The 20,732-nt window shown below is 64.7% G+C and carries 20 protein-coding genes; 6 read left to right on the top strand and 14 right to left on the bottom strand.

From position 1 onward, the window contains the following. Window positions 1-7: 7 nt before the first annotated feature. Window positions 8-1,270, bottom strand: a complete 1,263-nt coding sequence (locus H8A92_RS01390; protein ID WP_420831277.1) for an HlyD family secretion protein — start codon at window positions 1,268-1,270, stop codon at window positions 8-10. A 203-nt stretch (window positions 1,271-1,473) separates the two neighbouring features. Between H8A92_RS01390 and H8A92_RS01385 the strand changes: the two genes are divergently transcribed. After that, window positions 1,474-2,214, top strand: coding sequence for a TetR/AcrR family transcriptional regulator (locus tag H8A92_RS01385; RefSeq protein ID WP_229194094.1), 741 nt, complete (start codon window positions 1,474-1,476; stop codon window positions 2,212-2,214). Window positions 2,215-2,220: 6 nt separating this feature from the next. On the opposite strand, the gene H8A92_RS01380 is transcribed toward H8A92_RS01385, so the two are convergent. The 8 genes from H8A92_RS01380 to H8A92_RS01345 form a co-directional block, all read right to left on the bottom strand. Next, the gene (locus tag H8A92_RS01380; protein WP_229194093.1) at window positions 2,221-2,937 is read right to left on the bottom strand and encodes a dihydrofolate reductase family protein; all 717 of its coding nucleotides are present in this window, start codon (window positions 2,935-2,937) and stop codon (window positions 2,221-2,223) included. 310 nt (window positions 2,938-3,247) lie between these two features. Next, on the bottom strand, window positions 3,248-3,412 hold the full coding sequence (locus tag H8A92_RS01375; RefSeq protein ID WP_229194092.1) for a hypothetical protein: 165 nt from the start codon (window positions 3,410-3,412) through the stop codon (window positions 3,248-3,250). A gap of 130 nt (window positions 3,413-3,542) precedes the next feature. Beyond that, entirely contained in the window at window positions 3,543-4,724 is a 1,182-nt protein-coding gene (chrA, locus tag H8A92_RS01370; protein WP_229194091.1) for a chromate efflux transporter, read from the bottom strand. 69 nt (window positions 4,725-4,793) lie between these two features. After that, window positions 4,794-5,738, bottom strand: coding sequence for a DUF1259 domain-containing protein (locus tag H8A92_RS01365; RefSeq protein ID WP_229194090.1), 945 nt, complete (start codon window positions 5,736-5,738; stop codon window positions 4,794-4,796). Between the two features lie 45 nt (window positions 5,739-5,783). Further along, the gene (locus H8A92_RS01360; RefSeq protein WP_229194089.1) at window positions 5,784-6,110 is read right to left on the bottom strand and encodes a hypothetical protein; all 327 of its coding nucleotides are present in this window, start codon (window positions 6,108-6,110) and stop codon (window positions 5,784-5,786) included. A gap of 49 nt (window positions 6,111-6,159) precedes the next feature. Further along, window positions 6,160-6,393, bottom strand: a complete 234-nt coding sequence (locus tag H8A92_RS01355; protein ID WP_229194088.1) for a PepSY domain-containing protein — start codon at window positions 6,391-6,393, stop codon at window positions 6,160-6,162. Window positions 6,394-6,546: 153 nt separating this feature from the next. Continuing rightward, window positions 6,547-7,365 (bottom strand): chromate resistance protein ChrB domain-containing protein, encoded by an 819-nt coding sequence (locus H8A92_RS01350; RefSeq protein WP_229194087.1) that lies wholly within the window; start codon window positions 7,363-7,365, stop codon window positions 6,547-6,549. A 233-nt stretch (window positions 7,366-7,598) separates the two neighbouring features. Next, window positions 7,599-7,955 (bottom strand): hypothetical protein, encoded by a 357-nt coding sequence (locus H8A92_RS01345; RefSeq protein ID WP_229194086.1) that lies wholly within the window; start codon window positions 7,953-7,955, stop codon window positions 7,599-7,601. Window positions 7,956-8,137: 182 nt separating this feature from the next. On the opposite strand from H8A92_RS01345, the gene H8A92_RS01340 reads away from it, so the two are divergent. The 3 genes from H8A92_RS01340 (at window position 8,138) to H8A92_RS01330 (ending at window position 10,748) form a co-directional block, all read left to right on the top strand. Further along, window positions 8,138-8,416, top strand: a complete 279-nt coding sequence (locus tag H8A92_RS01340) for a metal/formaldehyde-sensitive transcriptional repressor (RefSeq protein ID WP_229194085.1) — start codon at window positions 8,138-8,140, stop codon at window positions 8,414-8,416. Window positions 8,417-8,421: 5 nt separating this feature from the next. After that, window positions 8,422-9,507: a nickel/cobalt efflux transporter gene (locus tag H8A92_RS01335; RefSeq protein WP_229194084.1), complete on the top strand. Its 1,086-nt coding sequence runs from the start codon at window positions 8,422-8,424 to the stop codon at window positions 9,505-9,507. 149 nt (window positions 9,508-9,656) lie between these two features. Then, window positions 9,657-10,748, top strand: coding sequence for a Cj0069 family protein (locus tag H8A92_RS01330; RefSeq protein ID WP_229194083.1), 1,092 nt, complete (start codon window positions 9,657-9,659; stop codon window positions 10,746-10,748). 310 nt (window positions 10,749-11,058) lie between these two features. On the opposite strand, the gene maiA is transcribed toward H8A92_RS01330, so the two are convergent. The 3 genes from maiA to metF form a co-directional block, all read right to left on the bottom strand. Beyond that, window positions 11,059-11,730: a maleylacetoacetate isomerase gene (gene maiA, locus H8A92_RS01325; RefSeq protein WP_229194082.1), complete on the bottom strand. Its 672-nt coding sequence runs from the start codon at window positions 11,728-11,730 to the stop codon at window positions 11,059-11,061. A 211-nt stretch (window positions 11,731-11,941) separates the two neighbouring features. Next, a complete protein-coding gene (gene metH / locus H8A92_RS01320; protein WP_229194081.1) occupies window positions 11,942-15,796 on the bottom strand; it encodes a methionine synthase in 3,855 nt (1,284 codons plus the stop codon). A gap of 3 nt (window positions 15,797-15,799) precedes the next feature. Further along, window positions 15,800-16,714: a methylenetetrahydrofolate reductase [NAD(P)H] gene (gene metF, locus H8A92_RS01315; protein ID WP_229194080.1), complete on the bottom strand. Its 915-nt coding sequence runs from the start codon at window positions 16,712-16,714 to the stop codon at window positions 15,800-15,802. A gap of 390 nt (window positions 16,715-17,104) precedes the next feature. Here metF and H8A92_RS01310 point away from each other — a divergent pair, with 390 nt between their 5' ends. Further along, complete coding sequence (locus tag H8A92_RS01310; RefSeq protein ID WP_229194079.1) at window positions 17,105-18,124, top strand: LLM class flavin-dependent oxidoreductase; 1,020 nt, start codon at window positions 17,105-17,107, stop codon at window positions 18,122-18,124. Window positions 18,125-18,272: 148 nt separating this feature from the next. Here the strand turns inward: H8A92_RS01310 and H8A92_RS01305 are convergent, their stop codons facing one another. Both H8A92_RS01305 and H8A92_RS01300 read right to left on the bottom strand, forming a co-directional pair. Then, complete coding sequence (locus H8A92_RS01305) at window positions 18,273-19,133, bottom strand: prephenate dehydratase (protein WP_163153691.1); 861 nt, start codon at window positions 19,131-19,133, stop codon at window positions 18,273-18,275. Window positions 19,134-19,154: 21 nt separating this feature from the next. Continuing rightward, window positions 19,155-19,895 (bottom strand): 3-deoxy-manno-octulosonate cytidylyltransferase, encoded by a 741-nt coding sequence (locus H8A92_RS01300; RefSeq protein WP_229194078.1) that lies wholly within the window; start codon window positions 19,893-19,895, stop codon window positions 19,155-19,157. Between the two features lie 199 nt (window positions 19,896-20,094). On the opposite strand from H8A92_RS01300, the gene H8A92_RS01295 reads away from it, so the two are divergent. After that, window positions 20,095-20,643: a c-type cytochrome gene (locus H8A92_RS01295; protein ID WP_229194077.1), complete on the top strand. Its 549-nt coding sequence runs from the start codon at window positions 20,095-20,097 to the stop codon at window positions 20,641-20,643. Window positions 20,644-20,732: the final 89 nt, after the last annotated feature.

The raw sequence follows: 20,732 nt of genomic DNA, 5'->3' as shown, positions 1-20,732 counted from the left end.
CCCGGGATCAGAGTTTTCCAAGCCGCTCGAGCAGCGACGGCGCGGGATCGATCCGCACTGCCGGGACGACGGACATGCCGGGGCCGAGCGCGACGTCGGTCGGCGGATTGTCCATCACGATCTTGACCGGCACGCGCTGCACGATCTTGACGTAGTTGCCGGTGGCGTTCTGCGCCGGCAGCAGCGAGAACGCGGTGCCTGATCCCGGCTGCACGCTCTCGACATGACCCTGGATGGTGCGGCCGGGATAGGCGTCGATCTTCAGCGTCACCTTCTCGCCCGGACGCATCTTGTCGAGCTGGATCTCCTTGAAGTTTGCGGTGACCCAGGTCTGGTCAGGCACGAACATCGTCAGGCTGGTGCCGGCCTGCGCGAACTGGCCGACCGCGGCCGACAGGTTGACGACGCGGCCCGGCTGCGCGGCAGTGACCGTGGTGTAGGACAGATTGAGCTTGGCCTGGTCGCGCTGCGCCTCGGCCTGGGCGAGGTTGGCGACCGCGCTCTTGCGCTGCGCCTTCAGCGATTCCACCTGGCGCTGCGCGAGGTTGAGCGTCGCCTGCGCGCTCAAGAGAGATGCCTGCTGCTGATGCAGTTGCGAGGTGTATTGCTCGGAATTCTGCACCGTGCCGTAACCGGTCTGCTCCAGATGCTGGTAGCGCGTCGCCTGCTGCTGGGCGAAGGTCAGCGCCGCCTGCGCCTGATCCACCTGCGCCTGGTTGGCCGCGATCTGCGCCTGCTGCACGTCGAGCTGTGCGTCGACATTTTCGATGCTGGCCTGTGCGGCGGCGACCTGCGCCTCGGCCTGCGCCAGCGCGACGCGATAGTCGCGGTCGTCGAGCCGGGCGATCACGTCGCCGGCCGCGACATGCTGGTTGTCGGTGACCGGAACGGCAGTGATATAGCCGGAGATCTTGGGAGCAAGCGCAGACTGCCGCGCCGCGATGAAGGCGTCGTCGGTGGATTCGAAATGCTCGGTGTAATCCATGTACAGATAGCCGCCGCCGAGCGTGGCGGCGAGCAGCACGGCGCCAACAGCGGACACGACCGGACGGCGGCGCAGGAGGCCGCGCTTCCGCGGCGTGGCCTCCTGCGGGATCGTTGCCGGCGGGGCAGGCTCCTTGCTGGTAGGGCGCTCCTGTGCGGGAGCCCTTGCTGTGATCTCCGGCCGGTCGGATGTGATGGTGGGCTCATGCGCGGCCGGAGCCGGGGGCGAGCCCTCGATGCCCTCGTGTCCAGGCTGGTCGCGCTCCAAAACAGTGTCTTCGTACATGATGGCTGCTCCTGCAGTTGAGCGAGGTCTGCACGGCCTTCGCAGAAGGGAACGATACCGTTCCGTTCTGTGCGGCATTTAGTCTCGTCGCGGCGCAGCGTCAATAGAAACGGAACTGTACCGTTCTATTTACAACTAGATGTGATAGGCCTATATTGCCGGAACTTGCCGGTCCACCGGCTGATGGAACCCGGGTCAAGGCGATGACCACCAGCACCCTGAAGATGCCGCGGGCGCCCAAGACCAAGGCGGCGACCAAGGCGCCGACCAGGCCGATCGAGGTGCGCGCCGGTCGGCCGCCGAAGGAGTTGGCCGGCGAGGTCGATGCGCGCATCCTCGATGCGGCACGCAAGGTCTTCCTGCAGCGCGGGTTCGGAGGCGCCAGCATCGACGAGATCGCGGACGTCGCGCGCTCCGGGAAGCGCACGATCTATGCGCGCTTCCAGGACAAGCGGGCGCTGTTCACCGAGGTGGTGACGCGGGACATCCTGTCTCGCATCGCCGAGTTCAAGGCCGACGCGCCGCTTGGTGTGACGGTGGAGGAACGCCTCACCAGCGTCGCCTCGACCCTGCTGCACTGGGGCCTCGACGCCGACCGGATCGGCCTGATGCGGCTCGCCATCGCGGAGGCGCATCGCTTCCCGGATCTCGCCGCCACCGTCAACCGCAGGGCGCGTGCGCTCGCCACCGAGCTCGGCATCCATCTGCTGCGTGACCTGACGCAATCCGACGAGCTCGGCAAGTTGCCGGCCTTTGCGCCGGAGCAGCTGCCGACCACCGCGCGCATGTTCCTCGACATCATCGCGGTGCCGATGCTGCTTCGGGCATTGTTCGAGGTCGACCTGAAAGCGCTCGACCCGGAGCTCGACGAGCATGTGGCGCGCGGCGTCGCGTTCTTCGTTGCCGCGTGCAGGAGCGGCTGGTCCGAGAATCCGACGCAATAGGCAAGCTCAGCCCGGTGCGCGCTCGACCGCATGGCGCAGCCAGACCATTCCGCCTTCCAGTGTCTCGCAATGGGTGAGCCGCAGCGACTGCCCGGCTCCGGGGCGGTCGCCCTCGGGGCCGTGATAGTCGACGATGCTCTGCGATCCCGCGACGCCGTCGACCGCAGGAAAGATCAACGTGCTGAACTCGTCGATCAGCCCATGCTTGAGGAACGCACCATTGATGCCGCCGCCGCCTTCGAGCAGCAATGTCTTGGCGCCGAACAGTGAGGCGAGCTGCGCCATCGCGCCAGGAAGATCGTCGCCCTTGCGGCCGGCAAAGACGTAGGACGCGCCGTCCTCGCGCAGCTCGGCGAGATGCGCGTCGGAGACCTGTTCGCCGAGCACCGCGACGGCGTGATCGCCGCCGACATTGTCCTTGCCGAAATGCACGCGGCCCGACGGATCGATGCCAACAGCGAGCTTGCGGCCACCGCGGTTGCCGAGATGCGCCTCGCGCGGCAGGTTCGGCGGGTTGGCGATGTGGCGCTCCGTCCCCTTGGCCATCTCGTTCATGGTGACGCGGCCGATGATCCAGCCATCGGCATTGAATCCGTCATGGATCCGCTCGTAATGGCCACGCAGTACGTCGGTCGGGATACCGGCGGCGGCCTTGGTGAAGCGGCTGGGATGAAGCCGGCCGTCGATCGACGTGCCCATGTGGCAGATGATGTGAGGTCGCATGAGTGTTTTCGTTGCGAAGATATGAGCCGACGAGCGCGGCAAAGGGGCAACTTCATTTAAGTCGCCAAGGTCGGGTTCTCAACGTCAATTGCGTCGGGCTCTTTCAACGTGAGTTGAGCAGGCACGTCGGGCTCCCTCCCCCCTTGCGGGAGAGGGTTGGGGGAGAGGGTAAGCCCCGGGCGATAAAGTTGATATGCGCACTGCGCATTGCGCCTGGCCTGCGTCGCCCCGTTGTTTCCTTGAGCGAGTGCGCCGAGTGGGACCCCTCTCCCCCGCAAGCGGGGAGGGTACCCTACTGCCGGCGGCTCCATCACAGGGGCTGTTTTAGGGTGGGGACGCGGATGTCGAGCACGCGCTCGACGAACTGCGTTTCGTCGTCCGTGGGATCGAGCAGGTCGACCCAGATGATGTCGGACGGTAATTCGGCGCCGATGCCCTGCCAATCAGAAGTCGACGACCTGTCCAGTTTCAGCACCTCGCGGGCTCCATGCACGGGGATTTGCGGCCACGGCAATAGCGAGGGTCGCAAGGCAGCTCCATGAATGTGGACAATGCCCGTGTGCCAGGTCTGGCTCCTGCTTGCCGGATGAGGGATGTGCGTCCGATCAGTGCACCATCACCCACGCCGGTTGCAGCCATGGATAGGCAATCAAGCCGACGACAGCGGTAGCCCCAATCAAAAGCGGATTGCTCACCTTCCAGCGGAACAGGATGGCCAACGAGATCACCCCGATCAGCACCGTCAGCCAGTCGCCGATGGCGATCTTGCCGAGCAGGATGCACGCGCCAAGTATGGTTCCGATCGCTGCTGCGTAAGCGCCCTTCACAAAGCCCTGAACGTTGGCGTTTCCGCGATGCCGCGCGAGCAGTGGCGCAACGATCAGCACCAGCAGGAACGACGGCAGGAAGATGCCGATCGTGGAGACGACCGACCCCCAAAATCCCGCCACGAGGTAGCCGACAAACGTTGCGGTGATCACTACGGGTCCCGGACTGATCATGCCGATCGCGACCGCGATGAGGAATTGCCGCTCGTCGAGCCAATTGTATTGCTGCACGAGCCCTTGCTCGAGGAACGGCACGATGACAAGGCCGCTGCCGAATGTCAGCGAGCCCGCCTTGAGGAAGAACAGCAACAGTTTGGATAGCGTAGACCCGCTTGCGACCGGGACGATCGGGCCGACGGCGGCGGCCGGCACGATCGCAATCCCCGGCAGGGTCGCAGGCGTCCGCTTGAGCAGGTTGCCGTAATACGCAATGCCCACGATGCCCGCGCCGATGAACAGCACTGCGACCTCGGCCTGGAGGATGACCGTGACGGCCAGGCAAACGGCCGCAATCGCCCATTGCAACCAGTCTTCCATGCCGAGCTTGGCAAGCCGGTAGCAGGAGTGAAGGATGAGCGCGATCACGGCGGGGCTGACGCCGTAGAAGATCGCGGTCACCGGCTGGAGGTCGCCGAGATAGACATAGAGTGCGCCGAGCGAGGCAACGATGGCGAAGTTGGGCAGAATGAAGCACCAGCCGCCGATCCATGCTCCCCAAAAGCCGCCGCGAAGCCATGCCACATAGATGCCGACCTGGATCGCCAGTGGCCCCGGCAGCGATTGGCAGATGGCAATCGATTCCTTCATCTCCTCCTTGGTCAGCCACTTCTTGCCGTCGACCAGTTCCCGCTCCATCTGCCCGACCAGCGCAACCGGACCGCCGAAGCCGAGAAAGCCGAGGCGCAGAAAATAGCGCGCCAGTTCGGTCAAACGGCTGCGCTGCGAGATCGTTGGCGTCATCACTGGAAAGCTCCGCATGGTTTCGAGAGCATCGCTATGTTCATCGTCTGCGATCCTGCGTCGTTTCGCTCAGCTCTTCGTGCTCGCCGTCTTGTCGAGGGCGGCGCGCAGGCCCTTGGCGAGCTTGATGGCGTCGTCATTGGCCCAGAAATGCATGAAGAACAGGCGCGGCTGTTCATCCAGCATATGGCTGTGCAGCGCAGTGACGTCGATGCCGTGGGTTCGCAGCGCCATGATCACCGGATTCACCTCGTCATTGGTCAGCACGAAATCGCCGGTGATCGCCGCCTTGCCGCCGCCGGTCGGCTGGAAATTGATGGCGATCGCGACGCCCATCGGGCCGACCGGGCTCAATGCCATGCCGTCTTCGGTGACCGGATCGCGCCGTGGCACGTTGAACTGATAGACGCCGCCATTCGCCTGGCCCTTGACGCCGATGATCTGGTCGAGCTGGGTGGTATCGAGATCGACGGCCGGTGGCGGTGACGCCGGCGCTGCGGCCTTGAGCGGCGTCTTGCTTTCGGCAAGCGCGTCCCGGATCGCGGTGGCGATCTGGACCGGGTCGCCGTGACCGGCGACGTGCATGTAGAAGGTGGCCGGGCTCGCGCCGAGCAGATGGTTGTGCACCGCCGTAATCTGCAAGCCGCTTCCGATCATCTTCAGCATCACTGGATTGATCTCGGACTCGAGCAGCACAAGATCGCCCATCGCCATGACGCCGTCATGCATCGGCTTGAAGGCGACCCATCCGCCGAGCGCGAACGCCGGCTTAATGGTAACGCCGTCGAGCGTCACCGTGAGGTCGGTGCGCGGAAAGCCGTAGCGATGCACGTCGCCCGAAACGGCCGGTTTTCGGCCGAGCGTGTCGTCGACTTTCTGCCAGTCGACGCTCTGTGCGTGGGCCGACGAGATGAATGGCTCGGCGAACACCTGCCAGTCGATCTTTTGCGCGCTTCCACCGGTGGCGAAAAGGCAGGCGCCGATGCCGATCAGCGCCGAAATCGTGTTCCGCATAGGATTACTCCCTTGAATCTGCATTTGAGGCTTCGGATCGAAGCCCTATTCCTTCGAGAGCCCGACGATGGTTCTGAATCCCGATATGTTCTGAACCGAGATTTCGACGGGATCGCCGAAGCGGACGGCATTGAAGATCAGGCCGTCCTGAACTTTGAACGGCTCGATCCTGCCTGCCGACAGGCGGATCATCAGCGTGTCGTTGCGTTCGTCGACGCTGTCGACGACGCCGCGCAGCGTCTCGCTTGCCGGCGCCGGCACGATCGCCACCTGCAATGCAACCGCCGCTTCCGGTTGCGCATCGAGGTCGGCTGGTGCGGCGAGCATTGGGCCCGGCCACAGCAGGCATAGTGCCAGGGTTATTCGCATCATGGCTGTCACTCCGTCGCTTGGGTTCTGGGCGGCTTCGGAAGAAGAGGGCCTAGTCCTGCTCCTTGACCTGACCGCTGCTGTCGATCACGAGCCTCACCGGCTTGCCGTTCTTGGTCGCCTTTGCCGTGATGCCCTCGGCCGTCGACTTGACGTCGCTGACATTCGCGTAGCCGGCGGCCTGAAGCTTCGCGACTAGCTCGTCCGGCGTCATGGCACGGGCGGGCAGCGCGGTGCCCGCGATCGCGAGCGCAAGGATGAGGTGGAGGAGTTTTCGCTTCTGCATGGTCGTTCTCCTGGTTGTGTTGTGCTGCCCCAGGTTCTTCGGATGCGCGGCTGTCAGTTCAGCTAATGCCCGGCAGCCGCACTCGGATGTCCGCGATGCAGGTTGATGCGAGGATGCCAGGCATCCCCGCGCCGAACCGGACGGTCATCGCCGTCACGGCTTCACCTTGCTGGTCGGCCAGTTGTGCGTCTCCCGTGTCGCGTCGCGGCACCAGCGATAGAAGGCGTCGTAGAGCAGCATCCCGGCGCTCAACTGTTCGAGGTCGTCGTCGAACATCCGCGACAGGCCGAGCGAGGCGGCGAGCAACCCGGGCGCCTCCGGCGAGAGATCGAGCCGCGCTGTGTCCGCCGCCCGCACCATCGTCGCAAGCCGCTCCAGCGCCGGCGTCGAGAGGCCGAATTCCTTGACCATCACATCGAAGGTGCACAGCTCGCCGCGATGGCTCCAGAACACGTTCTCGATATCGAACGGCGTGGCGTCGAACCGTTCGGCGACGGCCTCGACCTCCGCGGACGCGACGAACAGGAACACAGCCGCGGGATCGACAAAGCGACGGATCAGCCATGGACAGGCGATGCGATCGATCTTCGGCCGCGATCGCGTCACCCAGACGGTACGACCCCGTCCGTCACGTTTCGGAATCCTGTCGGCGGGAATCGTCGGAAGCTCCGCTTCCTTCCAGGCGAGGTGGCCGCCCTCGAGGACTTCGGCCGCAATGTTGTTGCAGCGGAGCCAGGCGGCGGTGCCTTCGCTGAGCTTCTGTCCCTTCTGGCAGACGATCACCACGGATTGGCCGGTGAGGCCGGGAGCCCAGTCCTGGACGTCGCGATGGGAGTGCCTGACAGCGCCCGGGATCAAATGCGGGTCAGCGGCGAAATCCTCATCGATACGAACGTCGACGAGGGTCGGCGCCTTGGCGGTGCCGATGAGACGAGACAATTTTTCTGATGAGATCGATGTGTATGACGACATGGTGCGTCCTTGGTGAACAGGACGCGATTCTTGGGCATGTCGCCTCGCGGGGAGATCGCACATCCCCGTGCTTCGAATTAAGACCTTGTGCTGATCGATGTCAACCTGAGTGCGCCGCCGTCATCGACGAAACGTCCAGGTCACTGTCACGAACATTTCACCTGCGCGGTTAGGAACAATATCTCGGGTGCAGCGCAAGGCTCGCCGCGAGACACTGTCGCGACTGCTGCGATCTAGAAGCCGCAATCCCTGAATTGCTTTGCGCCGGGGCGAAATCGCGAGCCGACCTCAACGAAGTCCACGTCCAGGCATTGGTTGCCCCGACGGAACGCGCCGACGCCATCGCACCGGAGATATTCCAGGTTGATCCGCCAGCGCTTCTCGCGAGGCGAATAGGTTGCGAAGTCGTGTTGAGCGCTGGCTGGCCCTTTGCAAACCCCCGCGATGTATTGCCGGACTTCGGTCGGCAAATTGTCGATGTGATCGGCATTCCAGGGGCCGTCATTATGCCCGATGCTGCTCTTGGACACGGCCGGCAGTGCGCTCGAAAGTAGAACCGGAATGGCCAACATCAGGATGTGGAGTTTCATGTGACGCCTCCCTTCCGTGGTCTCGCTGGTCTTGCTCTTGAATTGACCGTGTTCAATGCCGTCCGTGCGGCAAACCCCCGGTAAGCCATGCCACCGGCGTAATAAGCTTCGCCGGCTTCCCCGCGCCACTGCCGGGCGCGGAGCGCATTGACTCATATAGGGTACCCCCCTATATTATTATCATGTCGCACACGATCAAGCACAAGTCCAAGCTCGTCGGCCGGGTTCGCCGCATCAAGGGCCAGTTGGAGGCCGTTGAGCGAGCACTGGAGTCCGAGATCGGTTGTGCCGCCGTGTTGATGCTGGTGGCCTCGGTTCGCGGCGCCATCAACGGCCTCACCGCGGAACTGCTCGAGGATCACATCCGCCATCACGTGGTGGATCCTGCCCGGGAAGCGGATCCCGAGAAGGCGCAGGGCGCCGCTGATCTGATCGACGTCGTTCGTACCTATTTGAAGTGAAGCACATGACCGATCTGTCTCAACTGCTCCAGCAAAGCAGCGCGCATGCTTGGCTGTTCATCCCCAGTGCAATCCTGCTCGGCGCGCTGCACGGTCTCGAGCCCGGCCACTCCAAGACGATGATGGCGGCCTTCATCGTCGCGATCCGCGGCACGGTGCTGCAGGCGGTGCTGCTTGGCCTGTCGGCCACGATCTCGCACACGGCCATTGTCTGGATCATCGCGCTGGCGGGGCTGCATTTCGGCCAGCAATGGTCCGGCGAACGCAGTGAAGCCTGGCTGCAACTGGTCTCGGCGGCGATCATCATCGCGGTCGCCGCCTGGATGGCCTGGCGCACCTGGCGCGAGCAGAATGGCGAACACGATGATCACCATGATCACGATCATGATCATCACCATCACGACGAGACCCGCCAATTGACCTTGGCCGGGCAGCCGCTGTCGCTCGAAGTCTACGAGGATGGCGTGCCGCCGCGCTGGCGGCTGCGCAGCGAGGCCGGGGCGCGGCCGGCGGCCGGCGAGGTTGAGGTCGTGACGATCCGCCCCGACGGCAGCGAGCAGCATTTTCGCTTCACCGAGCGGGACGGCTATCTCGAGAGCATCGATGAAATTCCGGAGCCGCATGCCTTCAAGGCGCGCGTCTCGGTGCGGGCGGACACGGCAGAGGTCCTGTTCGAGGAGCATGACCATGCGCATATGGATCTCGGCGACGAGGACGATGCACATGCCCGCGCGCACGCCGCCGATATCCGCAAGCGCTTTGCCGGACGCACCGTCACGACGGGACAGATCATTCTGTTCGGCCTGACCGGCGGCCTCATTCCCTGCCCGGCAGCCATCACCGTGCTGCTGCTCTGTGTCCAGCTCAAGCAGTTCAGCCTCGGCTTCGTGCTGGTGCTCTGTTTCGGCATCGGGCTTGCGATCACGATGGTCTCGGCCGGTGTTGCGGCTGCGCTCAGCCTTCGCCACGTCGAGCGTCATTGGGGTGGCTTCAGCCGCTTTGCCCAGCGCGCGCCCTATGTGTCGGTTGCGCTGATCGTGCTGGTCGGCCTCTACACCGGCTGGTCGGGATTGCACGGGATCATGGCCTGATCCGGCATCGGCCTCCGATCCGCGTCATCCCATTTCGATCTTGAAAGCTGCGTGCGGTGGTCTAGAGTCCCTCCCACGGGGACCAGGCAGACTCCCGGTGAGACTTCGGTCCAAGCTCTGCGCGACACTCAACGTCGTGGAGCTTTTACATGGACACCGAACAGCACACATCTCATCGTTCCAAGATTGCGATCCTGTGGCGCGGCGATGCCGCGTCGCGCCGCGAGGCGACGCCGCAGAACAGCCGTTTCGTTCGCGTCTTCGAAGCGCTCGAAGCCTCCGGCATCGAGGCCATTCCCGTCGTCTATGACGAGACTTTCGCCGAACCCGTTCGCGACCAGTTGCTGACAATGGACGGCGTCCTCGTCTGGGTCGATCCGATCCATCAGGGCAAGACCCGCGCAGCGCTCGATCCGCTGCTGCGCGAGGTCGCGGCTAAGGGGCCGATGAAACGTCCATGGGTCAGCGCGCATCCGGGCGTCATCCTCAAGATGGGCGTCAAGGACGTGCTCTACCGGACCCGTCACCTGGGCTGGGGTGCCGACACGCATCGCTACGCCAGCGCGGAGGCCTTCCATGCCGAATTCCCGTCGCGGCTTCGCTCAGGCGGGCCGCGCGTCGTCAAGCAGAACCGGGGCAATGGCGGGCAGGGCGTCTGGAAGGTCGAGGCCTTGTCGGATGCGGATACAACGATTCGCGTGCTCCACGCACTGCGCGGCAGCCAACCCGAAGAGATTCCACTGGAGGTCTTCATGGCACGCTGCGAGCCGTATTTCGGGTGGGGTGGCTGCATCATCGATCAAGCATTCCAGCCGCGCCTGCCCGAGGGCATGATCCGTTGCTATGTCAGCGGATCAAAGGTCGCAGGCTTCGGTCACCAACTGATCAAGGCCTTGATCCCGCCGCCGCCGGAAGGCCCAGACTCACCGCAGGCTCAACCCGGCCCGCGCATCATGCACGGTCCTGATGCCGCACAATTCCGAGCGCTGCGTCGGCTGATGGAAGACGAATGGATTCCAGGGTTGATGGCGACGCTGGCGGTCGATGAAGCGTCGCTGCCGGTGATCTGGGATGCGGACTTCCTCTACGGCCCGCGCGACGCAGTCGGCGCCGACACCTACGTGCTCTGCGAGATCAACGCCAGTTCGTGCTTTGCGATCCCCGACGAAGCACCGGCCGCGATCGCGCGGACGGTGCGGGAGCGGATACGGCGGGGCATGGGGAGCGAAGCCGGGCGATAGCAGCACGCTGCGAAGCTATGTCTTTATCCTCAACTGTCATCGTCGGGCTCGACCGGGCGATCCAGTACGCCGGCGTCTCGGTTCAAGCACTGCTACGTGTGGAATACTGGATCACCCGCTTTCGCGGGTGATGACACCGCGTGCTTGCCATCTTGAATCGAAAACCATCCCCAATGTCGTCCTGGCGAAAGCCAGGACCCATTGCCCCGAATCTCAATTGTGACGCGACGCTGGGGCCGCGACCCTGTTCATCACCGAGCGCGGTGGTTATGGGTCCTGGCTTTCGCCAGGACGACGATGGGGAGAATCCTTACGTCACGCCTATTCTCGCCCGCATCGCCTCAGGCGTATCGGGCTGCGCGGACGGATGCGCTTTCGCAAACGCCGGCAGCGCCATCGCGATGTCGTGGATGCGCTTCACGGTCGGCCAGGGCGACAGACTGATCTGCTGGTTGATCGCCGCGGTGACATGGCCGACCAGGCAGATGTCGGCGACGGTCGGCGCATCGCCGTGGCAGAACTGACCGGTTGCCTTGTGGCCGGCGAGGTGGCCCTCGAGCGCCGCCAGCGTCTCCACTGTCCAGTGCCGCCGCCAGGCGCTCTGCTGGCTGTCGCGCAAGTCCAGTTCGCGGTCGAGATAACGGCGCACCCGCGGCGTCAGCAGCGGATGGCCCTCGCAGGCGACGATCAGCGCCAGCCCCCGCACCCGGGCGCGGCCGAGCGGATCGGCCGGCAGCAGCGGCGGGCTCGGATAGGTCTCGTCGAGATAGTCGATGATCGCGAGCGATTGGAACAGCACGGTGCCGTCGTCGGTCACCAGCGCCGGCAGCGCCATCTGCGGATTGATCTTGCGATAGGCATCGGCGCGTTGCGCGTCCGCATCGAGATCGACGAACACGATGTCGGCCGGCACGCCCTTGAGGTTGAGCGCGATCCGCACCCGAAAGCTCGCCAGCGATCGCCAGAAGGAGAAGAACTGCATGGAGTGCACTCCGCATTCTTCCCCTCTCCCCTTGTTGGAGAGGGTGGACATAGGCGGCCTTCGGCCGCCGTCCGCTTCGAGACGCCGATGCTTCGCATCGGCTATGGCAAAGCACCGCGGACGGGTGAGGGTCTGCGTCCGCGGATAGAGACCCCTCATCCGTCGCGGACGATGTCCGCGACACCTTCTCCCACAAGGGGAGAAGGAAGAGTTACCCCGCCCCCACGGCTTTCTTCCGCCACGCGAGATGCACCGCGCAGGTGCAGCCTTGCGGATGCGAAGCCAGCTCCGCGTCGTTGGCGGGCGTCGCGGCGGGCGCGATCGCCTGGCCCTTGGCGCCGTCCTGCGAGGGGATGTAGTTCAGCACCGGCGCGAGCCAGCGCTCGACCTCGGCGACCGTCATGGCCTTGCGCGCGGCATAATCCTCGACCTGGTCGCGCTCGATCTTGCCGACGCCGAAATAGAAGCTTTCGGGATGCGAGAAATACAGGCCCGAGACCGACGAGCCCGGCCACATCGCAAAGCTCTCCGTCAGCTTCACGCCGGCGGTGTTCTCGGCATCGAGCAGCTTAAACAACGTCCGCTTCTCGGTGTGGTCGGGCTGCGCCGGATAGCCGGGCGCCGGGCGGATGCCGTCATACTTCTCGAGGATCAGTTCGTCCGTCGAGAACGTCTCGCCGGGCGCATAGGCCCAGAACTCCTTGCGCACGCGCTGGTGCATGCGCTCGGCAAAGGCCTCGGCCAGACGATCGGCCAGCGCCTTGCACAGAATCGAGGAGTAGTCGTCATTGGCGTTCTTGAAGCGGTCGGCGACTGCGTCCTCGCCGATCCCCGCCGTGACGACGAAGCCGCCGATATAGTCGGGCACGCCGGTGTCCCTCGGCGCGACGAAGTCAGACAGCGCGGCGTTGAAGCGGCCCTCGCGCTTCTCGAGCTGCTGGCGCAGCGTGTGGAAGGTCGCAATCTTCTCGCGTCGGCTCTCGTCGGCATAGACCTCGACGTCGTCGCCGACGGCGTTCGCCGGCCAGAAGCCGATCGTGGCGCGCGCGGTGAACCACTTCTCGGCGATGATCGTGTCCAGCATCTTGCGCGCGTCGGCATAGAGCGAGCGGGCGACTTCGCCGACCTTGGGATCGTCGAGGATCGCCGGGAAGCGGCCGGTCAGCTCCCAGGTCTGGAAGAACGGCGTCCAGTCGATGTAATCCGCGAGCTCGGCGAGATCATAGGCATCAAAGCTCTTCAGCCCGAAGAAGGCCGGCTTCTTCGGCGGCACGGCTGCAAAGTCGATCGCGACCTTGTTGGCGCGGGCGTCGTTGAGCTTCAGCCGCTTCTTGTCGGCCTGGGCGCGGAAATGCGCCGTCGAGATTTTTGCGTATTCGGCCCGCACCTCGGCGGCATAGGCCTGCTTCTTCTCGGCCGACAGCAGCGAGGAGGCGACGCCGACGGCGCGGCTCGCGTCATTGACATGCACGACCGGGCCGCCCGGGTAGTTCGGGTCGATCTTCACGGCGGTGTGCACACGGCTGGTGGTGGCGCCGCCGATCAGAAGCGGCACGTTCATGCCCTGCCGTTCCAGTTCGCCGGCGAGGAAACTCATCTCGTCGAGCGAGGGCGTGATCAGGCCGGACAGGCCGATGATGTCGGCGCCCTCGGCCTTCGCGGTCTCGATGATCTTGTTGGCGGGCACCATGACGCCGAGGTCGATGACCTCGAAATTGTTGCATTGGAGCACGATGCCGACGATGTTCTTGCCGATGTCGTGGACATCGCCCTTGACGGTCGCGAGTACGATCTTGCCCGCGGCGTTGCGGCCGCCGGTGATGCCGTTGGCAAGGTTGCGCGCCTTCTCTTCCTCCATGAACGGCATCAGATAGGCGACCGCCTGCTTCATCACGCGCGCCGACTTCACGACCTGCGGCAGGAACATCTTGCCGTCGCCGAAGAGGTCGCCGACCACGTTCATGCCGGCCATCAGCGGCCCCTCGATGACGTCGAGCGGGCGGGTCGCGTTCTGGCGGGCGGCTTCGGTATCGGCCTCGATGAACTCGGTGATGCCGTGCACCAAAGCGTGCGACAGCCGCTTCTCGACCGGCCATTCGCGCCAGGCGAGATCCTGCTCCTTGGTCTGCTTCTCCTTGCCGCGGAATTTCTCGGCGAGCGCCAGCAGCCGCTCGGACGCGCCGGGATCGCGGTTGAGGATGACGTCCTCGCAGGTCTGGCGCAGCTCGGGGTCGATGTCGTCATAGACGATCATCTGTCCGGCATTGACGATGCCCATGTCCATGCCGGCATGGATCGCGTGATACAGGAACACCGAGTGCATCGCCTCGCGCACCGGCTCGTTGCCGCGGAACGAGAACGACAAATTGGAGACGCCGCCGGAGATGTGGGCACCCGGCAGGTTCTGACGGATCCAGCGCGTCGCCTCGATGAAGTCGACGCCGTAATTGTTGTGCTCCTCGAGGCCGGTCGCGATCGCGAAGATATTCGGATCGAAGATGATGTCCTCGGGCGGGAAGTCGAGCCGGTTGACCAGGATGTCATAGGCGCGCTTGCAGATCTCGGTCTTGCGCGCGAACGTGTCGGCCTGGCCGGTCTCGTCGAACGCCATCACCACCACGGCGGCGCCGTGGCGCTTGGCGACCGTCGCCTCGTGCAGGAATTTCTCCTCGCCTTCCTTCATCGAGATCGAGTTCACGATCGGCTTGCCCTGAATGCACTTCAGGCCGGCCTCGATGACGTGGAACTTGGAGGAATCGACCATGACCGGCACGCGCGCGATGTCGGGCTCGGCGGCGACGAGGTTGAGGAACGTCACCATCGCGGCTTCCGAATCAAGGAGGCCTTCGTCCATGTTGACGTCGATGACCTGGGCGCCGTTCTCGACCTGGTCGCGTGCGACCTGAAGCGCTGCGGTGTAGTCGCCCGCGGTGATCAGCTTGCGGAAGCGTGCCGAACCGGTGACGTTGGTGCGCTCGCCGACGTTTACGAACGGGATGGCGTCGGTCAGCGTGAACGGCTCGAGGCCGGAGAGCCTGAGCCGCGGTTCGATCTCGGGCACCACGCGCGGCTTGTGCGGGGCGACGGCCCTGGCGATCGCGGCGATATGGTCGGGCGTGGTGCCGCAGCAGCCGCCGACGATGTTGACGAGGCCGGCGGCTGCGAACTCGCCGATCAGCCGCGCCATGTAGTCCGGCGTCTCGTCATACTGGCCGAACTCGTTGGGCAGGCCGGCGTTCGGGTAGGCACACACGAGCGTGTCGGCGACGCGGCCGATATCGGCGATGTGCGCGCGCAGATCCTCGGCGCCGAGCGCGCAGTTGAAGCCGATCGTGATCGGCCTGGCGTGGCGCACCGAATGCCAGAATGCCTCCGGCAACTGGCCGGAGAGCAGGCGGCCGGATTTGTCGGTGATGGTGCCGGAAATCATCACGGGCACGTCGATGCCGCGCTCCTCGATGATCTCGGCGATCGCGTACAGCGCCGCCTTGGCGTTCAGCGTGTCGAAGATGGTCTCGACCAGCAGCAGGTCGGCGCCGCCATCGAGCAGGCCCTTGGCCTGTTCGCCATAGGCCTTGCGCAGATCGTCGAAGGTGACCGCGCGATAGCCGGGATTGGAGACGTCGGGCGAGATCGAGGCGGTGCGGTTGGTCGGGCCGAGCGCGCCGGCGACAAAGCGTTGCTTGCCGTCTTCGGCCGACACCCGCTCGGCGGCGGCGCGGGCGAGCCGGGCGCCTTGCAGGTTCAGCTCATAGGCGAGATCCGACATGTCGTAGTCGGCCTGCGCGATCGAGGTCGAGGAGAAGGTGTTGGTCGCGACGATGTCGGCACCGGCACGCAAATAGGCGGCGTGGATGTCCGTGATCGCCTCGGCCTGGGTCAGGATCAAGAGATCGTTGTTGCCCTTGATGTCGCGGTGGAAGTCCGCAAAGCGCGCGCCACGGAAGGCAGCCTCGTCGAACTGCAAGCCCTGGATCATCGTGCCCATGGCGCCGTCGAGCACCAGGATGCGCTCGCGGGCAGCCGCGAGCAAAGCGGTACGCTTCGCAGAAACAGGAATGGTCATGGATCAGGCAGCTTTCTGGGCACCGTTCGGCCGGATGCCGAGCAGGTGGCTGATCGCGAACACGAGGTCCGCGCGGTTCATGGTGTAGAAGTGGAAGGTGTCGACGCCGTGCTTGAACAGCTTCTGCACCTGGCCGGCGGCGACGGTGGCCGCCACCAGCTTGCGGGTCTCGGCGTCGTTGTCGAGGCCCTCGAACTTCTCGGCGAGCCAGTCCGGCACGCTGGTGCCGGCGCGGGTGACGAAATTGCGGGCCTGCTTGAAATTGTGCATCGGCATGATGCCCGGCACGATCGGAATTTCGATGCCGCGCGCCCTCACCCTGTCGACGTAACGATGATAGAGGTCGTTGTCGAAGAACACCTGGGTGATCGCGCGGGTTGCGCCGGCGTCGACCTTGGCCTTCAGCGTGTCGATATCGGCGTCGAAGTCGGTTGCTTCCGGATGCTTCTCCGGATAGGCGGACACCGAGATCTCGATGTCGGCGTGGCGCTTCTTGATGCCGGCGACGAGCTCGGCCGAGCTCTGGTAGCCGTCGGGATGGGTGAAGTAGGGCGTGCCGATGCCGCCGGGTGGATCGCCGCGCAGCGCTACGATGTGGCGGACGCCGACCTCATGGTAGCGGTCGACGATGTCGTCGATCTCGCTGCGCGAGGCGCTGACGCAGGTCAGATGCGCGGCCGGCAGCAGATCGGTCTCGCGCAGGATGCGGCTGATGGTCGAATGGGTGCGCTCGCGGGTCGAGCCACCGGCGCCGTAGGTGACCGAGACGAAGTTCGGCGTTAGCGGCGCCAGGCGATTGATGGTCTCCCAGAGATTGCGCTCCATCTCCTCGGTCTTCGGCGGGAAGAATTCGAAGGAGATTTTCGGTGCCTTCGGCGTGCGCTGGCCGTTCGGCCCGGAGGAAATGATCTCGGTCATGATACGCAAGGGCTCCGCAACTGGAGGGCAGACGTCCGGCCTGGATATGGAGGCCCTAAGATAGGCCAAACGGGTGGGCTAAAACAGCCCATCGGATATGGGAAATTGCCCATTGTCAGCAAAGAAGTGGAAAAAATAGACTGCGGGGCACGCGCGATGGGCGGTGGCTCGCTTCGTGCTTAAGTTCATAATATATTGAAATATATGCAATAAATATCAAATCGGCAATGGATGAGATGTTGAAATGAAGTGTGGGCAAAAGGTTATTTCAAGGAATCGTCTTCTTTTGTCCCAAAAGTCCGGCGGCGCCGACATCGGCCTTCCGTTGCGGGACTGGTCTGCGTGGTCGGGGACTTTGTCGCCTCATGACGCCACACTAGGTTGTCGGCCATGATCCCGCTCTCCGTCCTCGACCTCTCCGTCGTCACCACCGGCACAAAGCCCGCCGCTGCGCTGCGCAACAGCATCGATCTGGCGCGCCATGTTGATGGCCTCGGCTATGTCCGCTACTGGCTCGCCGAGCACCACAACCTCGCCTCCGTCGCGAGCCCGGCGCCCGATCTGATGATCGGGCAGATCGCGGCGGTGACGCAGCATATCCGCGTTGGCTCCGGCGGCGTGATGCTGCCCAACCATGCGCCGCTTGTCGTTGCCGAGCGCTTCAAGATGCTGGAGGCGCTGTTTCCCGGCCGCATCGATCTCGGCCTCGGCCGCGCGCCCGGCACCGACGGCGCCACCGCCTATGCGCTGCGCAGCCGGCTCGATCGCCGCGAGGGCGACGACTTCCTCGAACGGCTGCATGAACTGACCCTGTGGGAGACGCGCGATTTCCCGGCCGGCCATCCCTACAACAATGTGGTGGCGATGCCGGACGATTCGCCGCTGCCGCCGATCTGGCTGCTCGGCTCGAGCGACTATTCCGCCGAGCTCGCAGCCCAGGTCGGGATGGGCTTTGCGTTCGCGCATCATTTCGCCACTCACGACGCGATCGCGGCGATGACCAATTATCGCGTGCATTTCAAGCCGTCGGGCTGGCGCGCGACGCCGCAATCGATCCTGGCGGTCGCCGTGGTGACGGCGGAGACCGATGCAGAAGCCGAGCGGCTGGCGATGTCGATGGATCTGAACCGGCTGCGCCGCGACCGCGGCCAGTATCTGCCGCTGCCGAGCGTCGAGGAGGCGGAGGCCTATCCCTACACTGATGCCGAGCGCGCCTCGATCGCCCGCAACCGCGCGCGACTTTTCGTCGGCAGTACCGCCACCGTGATGACCAAGCTCGAGCCGTTGATCATGGCGAGCCAAGCGGATGAGCTGATGGTGATCACCGCGGTTTACGATCACGGGGCGCGGAAGAAATCCTACAGTCTGCTTGCCGAGGCGTTCGGGCTGCAGAAAAGGGCAGCCGCATAACGACTGTCGTCCCGGCGAAGGCCGGGACCCAACCACCTATGGTTATTGCGCGACGCTTTAACGACGAGTCCCGCCCACAACGACCGCTGCGGCGTATGGGTCCCGGCTTTCGCCGGGACGACGTGTGGAAAGACCGCGTTCGTGCAGCTTAGTCCTGCGTCTCGCTGAAGGTCGCGCGGAACGGGTTGCCGGGATAGACGCCGAGGATGCGGAATTCGCGCGAGAAGAACTTCAATTCCTCCAGTGCAAAGGCGAGCCCGCGGTCGTCGGGGTGGCCGTCGACATCGGCGTAGAATTGCGTGGCGAAGAAATTGCCGTCGACCATGTAGCTTTCGAGCTTGGTCATGTTGACGCCGTTGGTGGCGAAGCCGCCCAGAGCCTTGTAGAGCGCGGCGGGCAGGTTGCGCACGCGGAAGACGAAGCTGGTGACCAGCGGCCCCGAGCCCTGCGCGGCCCATTTGGCCTCGCGCGCCAGCACCACGAAGCGGGTGGTGTTGTGAGCCTCGTCCTCGATGTCCTCGGCGAGAATGTTGAGGCCATAGATATCGGCAGCGAGGCGCGAGGCGATCGCGGCCACGCTCTTGTCGCCGCGTTCGGAGACATCGCGGGCGCTGCCGGCGGTATCGCCGGCGACGATCGGCTTGATGCCGAGCTTGCGGATCGTGCGCCGGCACTGGCCGAGCGCCTGGACATGGCTTTCCACGCTCTTGATGTCGGCGAGCTTGACGCCCTTGATCGCCATCAATTGGTGGCGGATCGGCAAGAACCATTCGCCGACGATGAACAGGCCGGAAGCCGGCAGCAGATGATGGATGTCGGCGACGCGGCCGGCGACGGAATTCTCGATCGGGATCATGCCGAGATCGGCCTCGCCGGAGGAAATCGCGGCCAGCGCGTCCTCGAAGGTCGGGCAGGGCATCGGCTCGGCGTCGGGATACGCCTCGACGATCGCGATGTGGGAATTGGCGCCAGGCTCGCCCTGGAACGCGATTTTCAGCTTCTTGGTCATGGGTGGCCTTTTACCAGCCGCTCAGGCTTTGGAAAGGATGCTGCGGGCGGTTTCGAGATCGGCCGGGGTATCGACGCCGCGCGGGACGGTGTCGACGATGGTGATGTCGATCCGCATTCCGGCTTCCAGCGCGCGCAATTGCTCGAGCTTTTCCTGCAACTCCAGCGGCGAGGGCGGCAGCCGCACGAACCGCTCCAGGGCGGTGCGGCGGTAGGCATAGAGGCCGATATGGTGGTAGCGCGGTCCGTCGCCGTAGGGCGCGGTGGCGCGGGTGAAATAGAGCGCCCGCAACCGGTTGGCGCCGATCGGGGAGCCGACGGCCTTGACCACGCTGGGGGCCCGATCCTCATCCTCGGTATGAATCTGCGAGGCGAGGGTCGAGATGTCGACCGCGGGATCGTCGAGCGCCGGCATCACGCTGCGGATGGTCTCGGGCGTGATGGTCGGGAAATCGCCCTGCAGGTTGACCACGATCTCGGCGCGGCCGTCCGGATCGAGGATCGTCATCGCCTCATGGATCCGGTCCGAGCCGGAGGGATGATCGGCGCGGGTCATCACCACCTCGCCGCCGGCAGCCTTCACGGCGCTCGCGATCTCGGCCGTGTCGGTGGCGACGGCAACCCGACCGATCCCGGCGGCCTCGGCCCGCCGCAGCACGTGGACGATCATCGGCGCGCCCGCGATCTCGAGCAGCGGTTTGCCGGGCAGTCGGGTGGCGGCCATGCGGGCCGGAATCAGCACCAAGGTGCGGGGGTTGGTCATTCGTATCGGGCCCGTCCGGCCTGCGGAAATTGCCGGGGAGGAGGTTGAATTCGGCGCGTTTATACGGGTTGCCAGAGCGCGGGCAAACCGATATCTCAACCCTGCTTGGGGCGGTGCGATAAGGCCGATTCCCAGGTCTTTCCCCGCGGCCGTATTCCCGGCCTGAAGTCGACATTCAAGGCCCGGAGCCTGACCCAAAATGGACTCCTTCGAACTCAACAAAATCCTCGGTGCGGTTCTCGGCACCTGCATCGTCGTCCTGGTGATGAGCTTTGCCGCCGGATCGGTGTTTTCCGCGAAGCTGCCGGAGAAGCCGGGTTTTGAGATCGCGGTGAAGGAAGAGGCCCATGGCGGTGGCGGCGAGGCCGCTGCGGCCGCATCCGAGCCGATCGAGAAGCTGCTGCAGACCGCTTCCGCCGAGAAGGGCGCGGCCGCCGCCAAGAAGTGCCAAGCCTGCCATACGTTTGAAAAGGGCGGCCCCAACCGCGTCGGTCCGAACCTCTACGGCGTCGTCGGCGAGAAGAAGGGCGAGGGCCGTGGCTTCAATTTCTCGGCTGCGATGAAGGGCAAGGGCGGCGACTGGTCGTTTGACGACCTCAACAAGTTCCTGACCAACCCGAAGGCCTTCATCCCCGGCACTGCGATGGGCTTCGCCGGTGTGCCGAAGGACAGCGAGCGCGCCGACATCATCGCCTATCTGAATTCGAACTCGGAGCATCCGGCTCCGATCCCGACCGCTTCGAAGTAACGATTTGCTTCCCACAAGCATGCGGATGAAACGGCCAGGCAATGCCTGGCCGTTTTCGCTTGGGGGGTCCCTTGGGGAATCCGCTGTCG

It is taken from the genome of Bradyrhizobium acaciae (genome assembly GCF_020889785.1).
In the GTDB taxonomy this organism is placed as follows: domain Bacteria; phylum Pseudomonadota; class Alphaproteobacteria; order Rhizobiales; family Xanthobacteraceae; genus Bradyrhizobium; species Bradyrhizobium acaciae.
This window is presented reverse-complemented; position numbering and strand designations above follow the sequence as displayed.

Coding starts and splice junctions, on each gene's coding strand:
- H8A92_RS01390 (WP_420831277.1), bottom strand. CDS start 1,270: ATGTACGAAGACACTGTTTTGGAGCGCGACCAGCCTGGACACGAGGGC.
- H8A92_RS01385 (WP_229194094.1), top strand. CDS start 1,474: ATGACCACCAGCACCCTGAAGATGCCGCGGGCGCCCAAGACCAAGGCG.
- H8A92_RS01380 (WP_229194093.1), bottom strand. CDS start 2,937: ATGCGACCTCACATCATCTGCCACATGGGCACGTCGATCGACGGCCGG.
- chrA (WP_229194091.1), bottom strand. CDS start 4,724: ATGACGCCAACGATCTCGCAGCGCAGCCGTTTGACCGAACTGGCGCGC.
- H8A92_RS01365 (WP_229194090.1), bottom strand. CDS start 5,738: ATGCGGAACACGATTTCGGCGCTGATCGGCATCGGCGCCTGCCTTTTC.
- H8A92_RS01360 (WP_229194089.1), bottom strand. CDS start 6,110: ATGATGCGAATAACCCTGGCACTATGCCTGCTGTGGCCGGGCCCAATG.
- H8A92_RS01355 (WP_229194088.1), bottom strand. CDS start 6,393: ATGCAGAAGCGAAAACTCCTCCACCTCATCCTTGCGCTCGCGATCGCG.
- H8A92_RS01350 (WP_229194087.1), bottom strand. CDS start 7,365: ATGTCGTCATACACATCGATCTCATCAGAAAAATTGTCTCGTCTCATC.
- H8A92_RS01345 (WP_229194086.1), bottom strand. CDS start 7,955: ATGAAACTCCACATCCTGATGTTGGCCATTCCGGTTCTACTTTCGAGC.
- H8A92_RS01340 (WP_229194085.1), top strand. CDS start 8,138: ATGTCGCACACGATCAAGCACAAGTCCAAGCTCGTCGGCCGGGTTCGC.
- H8A92_RS01335 (WP_229194084.1), top strand. CDS start 8,422: ATGACCGATCTGTCTCAACTGCTCCAGCAAAGCAGCGCGCATGCTTGG.
- H8A92_RS01330 (WP_229194083.1), top strand. CDS start 9,657: ATGGACACCGAACAGCACACATCTCATCGTTCCAAGATTGCGATCCTG.
- maiA (WP_229194082.1), bottom strand. CDS start 11,730: ATGCAGTTCTTCTCCTTCTGGCGATCGCTGGCGAGCTTTCGGGTGCGG.
- metH (WP_229194081.1), bottom strand. CDS start 15,796: ATGACCATTCCTGTTTCTGCGAAGCGTACCGCTTTGCTCGCGGCTGCC.
- metF (WP_229194080.1), bottom strand. CDS start 16,714: ATGACCGAGATCATTTCCTCCGGGCCGAACGGCCAGCGCACGCCGAAG.
- H8A92_RS01310 (WP_229194079.1), top strand. CDS start 17,105: ATGATCCCGCTCTCCGTCCTCGACCTCTCCGTCGTCACCACCGGCACA.
- H8A92_RS01305 (WP_163153691.1), bottom strand. CDS start 19,133: ATGACCAAGAAGCTGAAAATCGCGTTCCAGGGCGAGCCTGGCGCCAAT.
- H8A92_RS01300 (WP_229194078.1), bottom strand. CDS start 19,895: ATGACCAACCCCCGCACCTTGGTGCTGATTCCGGCCCGCATGGCCGCC.
- H8A92_RS01295 (WP_229194077.1), top strand. CDS start 20,095: ATGGACTCCTTCGAACTCAACAAAATCCTCGGTGCGGTTCTCGGCACC.